Source organism: Rhodococcus sp. KRD162, from assembly GCF_017168335.1.
Lineage (GTDB): Bacteria > Actinomycetota > Actinomycetes > Mycobacteriales > Mycobacteriaceae > Rhodococcoides.
This window is the reverse complement of record NZ_JABFAU010000007.1, coordinates 100,138-107,513: the sequence shown is the minus strand read 5'-3', so window position 1 is coordinate 107,513 and position 7,376 is coordinate 100,138. Positions and strand designations below refer to the sequence as shown.

3 protein-coding genes and 1 pseudogene are annotated in these 7,376 nt (G+C 58.0%); 2 read left to right on the top strand and 2 right to left on the bottom strand.

Translation table 11 applies throughout. From position 1 onward, the window contains the following. Both J1M87_RS12165 and J1M87_RS12160 read right to left on the bottom strand, forming a co-directional pair. A pseudogene (locus J1M87_RS12165) lies at positions 1-246 on the bottom strand (transposase); the annotation flags it as partial. Between the two features lie 722 nt (positions 247-968). Further along, positions 969-1,772 carry a ParA family protein gene (locus J1M87_RS12160; RefSeq protein WP_032407517.1) on the bottom strand — a complete coding sequence of 268 codons (804 nt, stop codon included), beginning with the start codon at positions 1,770-1,772 and terminating at the stop codon, positions 969-971. A gap of 1,497 nt (positions 1,773-3,269) precedes the next feature. Here J1M87_RS12160 and J1M87_RS12155 point away from each other — a divergent pair. Beyond that, the gene (locus J1M87_RS12155) at positions 3,270-4,445 is read left to right on the top strand and encodes a tyrosine-type recombinase/integrase (RefSeq protein ID WP_206489805.1); all 1,176 of its coding nucleotides are present in this window, start codon (positions 3,270-3,272) and stop codon (positions 4,443-4,445) included. A 164-nt stretch (positions 4,446-4,609) separates the two neighbouring features. Beyond that, positions 4,610-7,318: a restriction endonuclease gene (locus J1M87_RS12150; RefSeq protein WP_206489804.1), complete on the top strand. Its 2,709-nt coding sequence runs from the start codon at positions 4,610-4,612 to the stop codon at positions 7,316-7,318. Positions 7,319-7,376 lie beyond the last annotated feature (58 nt).

The window sequence follows — 7,376 nt, the reverse complement described above, 5'->3', positions numbered from 1 at the left end:
ACGCCCACCCGGCGAGACCTTCGTCAGAAGATCGGTGACCGTACCTGTCCCGTCCCTGAGTTTGCCAAGCAACGCATAGACCCGACGGCGCGACAACCCCAGTCGTTCGGCCGCATCATCGACCGCTGCCAAACGCACCGGATGCATCTCCAGCAAGGGAGCCAAGACAGCGAATCGGGTCTCTGCCTGCGCCCACCGCTCCCCCGACGCCGTCAGCACACCGGTCTCCACGACGTCGAGCTCCATCACAAGCCTCCCTGTCACCGAGAGCTGAACGCGCGACCGTGCACCGCACTTCCGACATCAGAATGTCAGAAGACACGTGCACTCATCCTCAAAACGCCTGCAAAGAGTGCAGCCGTCTTTTGAAACTGACAGATTCGGCCGCGGGGTGTCTCGATAAACGATCGTCAAAAAGGACTCCGAGCCTCGGTGGGGGTGCCTGAAGTCTCGGTCCCGCCGTAGGTCTGCCATCGCGCACATGTACGTGACTGAATACTTATGGGTGACCAAAAGGGCTGTGCTAGCAACGCTAGCTAGCACAGCAAGCGGGCATCCTCATTCAACGGTCTAGATGCCCCGCTTGTCGAGGTACTCACAGAGCGCTGCGTCGGTCAAGGAAGCAATACTGATTGATCGGTCCCCTGTCTCGTACCGCAGCCTGTCGACGGCTCTGTTCAAACGAAGCTTGGTAGAACTCCGTATCCGCACATTGTGCTGCTCAGTAAATTTTTCCGCGCCTGGTCCTGCCGCCGGCCGCGCATTGTGCTGAGCCAACGGTTCGTTCGTTGCCGGAAGAGTGGGCTCGTTTGTCGGTCTGATACCGCCAGCACTGGTCGGAACGTCGACGCTCGGCGAACCGGTTGATTCTTGCTGTGCTTCGAGCCCAACGCGCCTGGGTGAAGCGGTCGGTCGCGAAGGGAGGTCTGCAGCCGGATGGCGGCGGATGGCGGGTTCGCGTTGTGCGTTCATGCGGCAGGCTCTCCTAGGAGGTCGATAGACAGTTCTTTCAACAGGGCGTCGTAGGCGACTTGCAGGTCTATCGCCCGGCCTCCCTTGTAAGAATGGATGGGAGTGTGGCTGCTATGAGCGTCTTGGCGCGCCGCCAGCTCCGGGATCCCCGCTCTTGCAACCAATTCGCCGTATGCAGCACGCAACTCGTCCTCGCGATACTGATGCTCCGAGGTCCTTCGTTTCTTAGACAAGACGATCTTCTCGAGCTCGAGACGAGGGTTCGCACGCCGCTTGACGTTGGTGATGGTTTCCTCAACCTTGGTAATCGCTCGCACGCTGTCGATGGTGGGTTCGGTGACCGCGATGACTGAGTCGCAGGCGCAGAGGACCGCGAAAAGTAACTTTCCAAGCGACGGCGGGCAGTCGATGAAAACTGCACTGTAAGGCGACAGATCGACACCCTCAAGCGCGATATCCAACCGAAAGATCAAGTCGTTTGCACCGTCAGCCTCAAGATTGGCGAGGCTCTGAGTCGCCGCGATCAGGTCGACCCGATCCCATTCGGTTGCTACTACCGCATCCGCTGCTGCACCCTCGCCAGTGACCGACATCAGGTCGAAGGTAGTTCGCATGTCGTCATCAACGTCGACTCCCAGACCGGTCGTCGCGTTGGCCTGAGGATCCATATCGATGACGAGGACGTGTTTGCCCTTGTCCGCCAATGCACTCGCCAATCCGAGTGTTGTCGCTGTCTTCCCAACCCCACCCTTCTGGTTACATATCGCGAACTTCCTGGGTTGCTTCGACGACGTCGACATTGGGATTCGCGTTCCTTTCTCTGTTTGAGGATCAAGGCCAACGAACTTTTCTCCGAGGAAAACTGCGTTGGCTCGCACCCTGGACCTATGCCCTGCAAGCCTTCTGGCTCGCTACGCTATAGCCAATTGCTTCGTGTGCTGCGTTAACACGCGGAGCGAACCTTGCGACGAGTGCTTGGCTCGCTTGCGTAGCTCGCTTCGCTCGTCTCGCACTGTTTGCACGCCGAGCTGCAGTACCTTGCGTATCTAGCCAAGCGGATCTAGTTACGCTAGATAAACGTGCTCGACGAGCAACTCTCACTTGCCTCGCAAGCACCGCTTGTGTAGCACTCGCAACTAGTGCACCACGCCTATCTAGCGTTGTTTTGCTAGCTACGCCAGCTACGTTAGCGCAAGTACCGGCGCTCCGCTCGCTCTGCATCCTTTGCTAGCTCCGCTAGCTATCATTGCACCCATACCTTTTCAATTACTGCTCAACAGAACGCGAACGGAGCGAACCCGGTTAACTGCCCGTCTGCGCGCAGGGCGAATCTCACGTGCAACCGCCCTCAGCAGGATAAATAGCAATGCTAGATGGCCTAGCACTCGCGTATGCCGAAGCCCAAGAGTGTCTGTACAGGGCTGGCGTTGCAGAGCCTTGCAACACCTTGCTCCACAGTGCGTCAGCCGAATCCGCCGGACCCACGGTTCGGCGGATTGAACTGAGAGGCGAGATAACTGCGACGGACTGCGCCAGGCAGCAACATCGCAAACCGAACATTCGCGAGCCTGTGATCACGTACGGATTGGGCGCTCTGTTCAACCCAGGCGAAATCATGCCCGGTGTCAGTACCGCTAGCGTTGCGAGCTCCGATAGCTATCATCACTAGCGTTGGCATTCATCACAACAGGTTGGACGGTCGTCTTACAAGATGATGACCTATGGGGTGTCGCGCGACTCGTCGGCTGCAACCGACTCAGCCTGCGGCGAGTTCAGCGTCGAGGATGAGGACTTGACGGTTGACTGCGTCCACAAGCGCCGCCGGCAACCATTCTCAAGGTGCGTAACGTGCGTCTTACCGACACCCAAGACACAGCGCCGCACCGCGAGGCTGTTCCCTGTCTAAGTCGTAGGAACGGTCGGAACCACGACTGCGCCCGAACGCAACCAATGATTCGGTGGAATACCGCAGTAACGGCGGGCCCCACGGCCACGAGGGAATCCCACACTTCGAGGCCCCAAAAAGCAGACGCGAAACGGACGGTCGTTGTAACTACCGGGGGAGGCAACGACCGCCAAGATCGCCTGGTGCAGCCCCGGGCCGGATCAAACTGGGGTCTACTACGGCGGCTCTTTCAAGTTGATTAGCAGGGACATTCATCCCGCCTTCGTTGTCACCCATAGTTCAATGGAGTTGACCCACGTAAATTGCATTTTCCGCACCATCTGCGCCGAAATACGAGCTCAGCACGTTTTTGCGCTGCAAACGCGGCGGTAACCTGCGCTACGCTGACTAGATGGACTTTCGACCAGGCCGAACACCCATGGGAAGCACCGTCGCGGGCATCCAAGAGGCTGTCAGGCCGGTAGCTGTCGAGCCTGAAATCCCGCCTGCCGTAGCGAAACGGATTGCGGCGGCCGTCCAATCCTCGCGCTCGGAGGGGACGCACAAGACCTATGCGGTCGCGTGGAGACGCTTCACTAGATGGTGCGAGTCGAATGGTCACGTGACGCTTCCGGCACACCCGATCACCGTTGCCGCCTACTTCGTCGACGCGGCCGACACGCGCACCGAAACGGGGGAGAGGGCCTACGCCGTCTCCACCTTCGGCACCTGGATCGCAGCGATCAACCACCAACACCGAACAACCGGACATCTCTCACCGTCAGCGCACGAACTCGTCGCCGCAACCTTGTCCGGCATCCGGCGGGAGTACGCCTCCGCAGGGGACCGACCCCGCACTCCACGAGACCCACTACTGGTCGACGACATCAAACTCCTCGTCGAGACGGCCCGCCAACGGTGCCGGGGGTGGGCCGACGAGGTCCTCGAGCGCCGCGATTCAGCCATTCTGCTCCTCGGGTTCGCCGGCGCGTACCGCCGTGGCGAGTTGTCGGAGATGGTGTGCGGGGATGTCACCGTGCACCGGCACGACGGACTCCATATCCGGCTGCGAAAGTCGAAGACCGACCAAGAGGGCAGGGGAGTGGTGAAAGCACTGCCATTCACCGAGTCTCACGAGACCTGCCCGCCTTGCGCGTACGTTCGGTGGGTGCAGGTCGTTGCTGCATTCGATGTCGGTGGCCGCCCGGCGGTCATCCGGCTACTGCGTAAGCGGGAACTGTTCGACGGGCACGTGTGTCGCGGGGGAGTGCCACGCACAGCAGCCCGCGCGCCATTGTTTCGGGCGGTGACGAAAAACGGAAGCCTCGGTGCCACGCCGTTGTCCGGGTCAGCGGTTCACCAGGCCATCCGCCGCCGCGCCGGAAACGCCGGTTATGACACCACAGCTCTCGCCAGACTCGGTGGACATTCGCTCCGTGCTGGCTTCGTCACCCAAGGCACCCGTAACGGTGCCGACGGATCCGCCATCGCCCGGCAGACCGGACACGCCAGCCTCGACTCCGTCGAGGTGTATCGGCGCGAACATGCACCACTTGTCGGGAACGCTGTCACAGAAATTGGCCTCTAAGTTGGCATAACCGCCATCAACCGCGGTAACCGCCACTGGCAGGCCCCCGAGTCGCCGACTAGTCGGGAGTAGGCAATCGACCAACAGCACTTGAGCCCGCCAACCTGGACACGCAGATGCGAGAGAAATTAGTTGGTACATACTAAGGTCAACCCATGCGCACTATGGCCATTCAAGAGACACAGCTTGTCATTCTGCCCGACGGAGATTCTCGGGGCGGTAAGGGCGGTCTCTTTGAGAGGTTCATCGCCAAACTTCTTTCAGATCAGTACGGCTTTGAAAGTCCAAAAGCACAAAACCTCAATGTGACGGCAGAAGGCATCGAACTGGACGTCACGGCTCGACATAAGCTGACCGGAGCCAAGGCCGTAGCAGAGTGTAAGGCATACACTCGAAATGTAAAATCCGCGGAGCTCACTAACTTCTATGGAAAACTGACAATCGAGCGATTTAAGGATGAAGGCATTTTTGGGTTATTCTGTGCACTACCCAGACTAACGCCCGACGGCCAAGAGAAGGCTCGCGCCATCGAAGTCGAAGACTCGCATTTCCGGTACCTCTCAGCAGATGATCTGGCGGAAGCGCTATTGCAGGGCGGCGTTATCACTAACCCTCCAGCGTCAATTACAGATCTCAGCGATATGGCTGTGGTCGTAACCGAATATGGGGTTTACGCTGCATGTATTGTTCTGGACAACACGCAGCGGACACCGGTCCAGACCGCGATTTGGGGACCAGCTGGGGAGGTTCCTGACGCCGTCTGCGATCTACTAGAAGCGTCCGACTACTCTAACGGTCTATCGGTCACCGATGTCGGTTCGCCTTTGGGCGCTAGGTCGACGAATGTCACCCCGAATTCGGTGACTTTGACATCCGTTGCAGGCTCAAGTTCGGACTTCGAATACCAGCTTCCTGCCTCCCCACGCTACTTCGTCGGCCGCAGCGCGTTAATCAAGCGGCTTGAGGAAGTTCTTTTACAAGACCGGGGCAGCGTACTTGTGTTGAATGCACAGTCAGGATGGGGGAAATCAAGCCTTGCGCTTAAGCTTGGCGATCTGGTAACGCGTCGGCGTGGGGTCTCTATAATCTTAGACACTAGAACTGCGGACCAGCCACGCTACGTAGTGGAAGTTTTACGAAGGGTTGGCGAGGAAGCGCAAAGCCGGGGTATTATTGAACTTCCGGAATCGGCTAGCTGGGCTAGCTTAGAGAGCGCAACAGCTACGTTTCGGGCCTCTAAATGGGACTCAACAAAACGACCGATCCTTGTATTCTTTGATCAATTCGAGAACGTTTTCCGAGATATGGAACTGACCCGCACGTTCAGGGATTTGGCGCTCGGAGCGCACGATATTGCAGGCCCCCTTTTCATTGGCTTTGCTTGGAAGACTGACTTGGTGGGGTGGACGGAAGGACACCCCTACCAGCTACGTGACGACATACGAAGCGCTGGAAAAGTGCTGACTATGGAACCGTTTGGGCCGCGGGAAGTCGACGTCATACTCGGACGTCTGGCTACACAGGCGGGCGTGCGACTGCTTCCCGATCTCAAGTCCAGGCTGCGAGCTTATAGTCAAGGGCTGCCCTGGTTGCTTAAGAAATTGGCTGACCATGTTCTCCGAGAACTACGGAGTGGTGAGACTCAAGAGGGCTTGCTCGCGGAGTCGCTTAATGTTATCGCTCTGTTTGAATCGGATCTTGCAGAGCTCAGCCCAGTTGAGCACGGCGTTGTACGGCACGTGGCGAGATACGCACCCATAGCCGCAAGCGAGGTCACTGAAAGATTCGGACCAGACTCGGTACAATCATTAGTCGACAGACGACTGATTGTACAGGTAGGCGACCGCCTAGATACATATTGGGATACATTTCGTGACTTTCTAAACACCGGTAGCGTCCCTATTCAGGATTCCTGGATACTTAGGCAGACGCCTAACAGCGTCGCTCGGCTATTGCCAATTGTCGTAGCTGCAGGTGGCCGTCTTAGTGTCAAGGAGCTCGAACGAATTCTCGGGCGAAGCGACCGCTCAATCTTCAACGTTTCGCGCGAGCTCAGATTGCTTGGAATTACCGCACACGAATCAAACTATGTGCGGTTGGTTGACGAAGTTCTCGACGCAGCTGATAGAGAGCTTGAGATGCGAGGGCGTGTGGGTGGTGCGCTCAGGAAGCACAAAGCCTACACTGCACTTCGCGAGCTATCGGAACGAAACGGGGGCGTGACGCTCGATAGCTTTTCCCGCGAGTTGCCAAATTCTTTTCCCGCTGTCGCCGTCGCAAAGACGGCATGGACGTCGTACGCTCGAGCGTTCTTGTTTTGGATGGAATACGCAGGCCTTGTCATCAGGCAGGGGGACGAGTACCGACCGACCAACGATGTATTGCCAATCCCGACCGTACGATTGCTCGACGCGCCGCCGCCAATGAGATATCGTCCTGGCGTCCCGCAAATCGCTCCGCGCCGAGCAGTTGAACTACTGACGCGTATACATTCGGAAGGTGAAGTTCCGATACCAAGCTCCCCGAAAGAACGCGAGGCTGTCGGTACTTTGTTGGCCTTAGGGGCTGTTGCTGTCAGTCAATCGAAGTCTGTCTCATTAGTAGCTTCTAGCCTCGTCGATGCAGACGGAAATATAGACCCAACTGTTCTGCGACGTCTTTTATCATCGGTACCTGGTGGTCCAGAAGGTCTGGCGCTTCTTCAGGCGGACGGTCAGGCAGCGCCTCGCTCCGTCGGCGAGGTCATCGCAAACGCAACGAACTCAAAATGGTCAGAGCAGACAATTCACGGCGTGGGAGGCTCTTTCCGTGCATGGGCCAAGTTGGCTGGTCTTGAGATCAGACACCCCTCACGCCGCGCAAAAACATCGTAGTTAGGGGCTAACCATTGGCGGTCAGCTGCGTCCTGGGGATCGGCCGGTTCGTCAACAA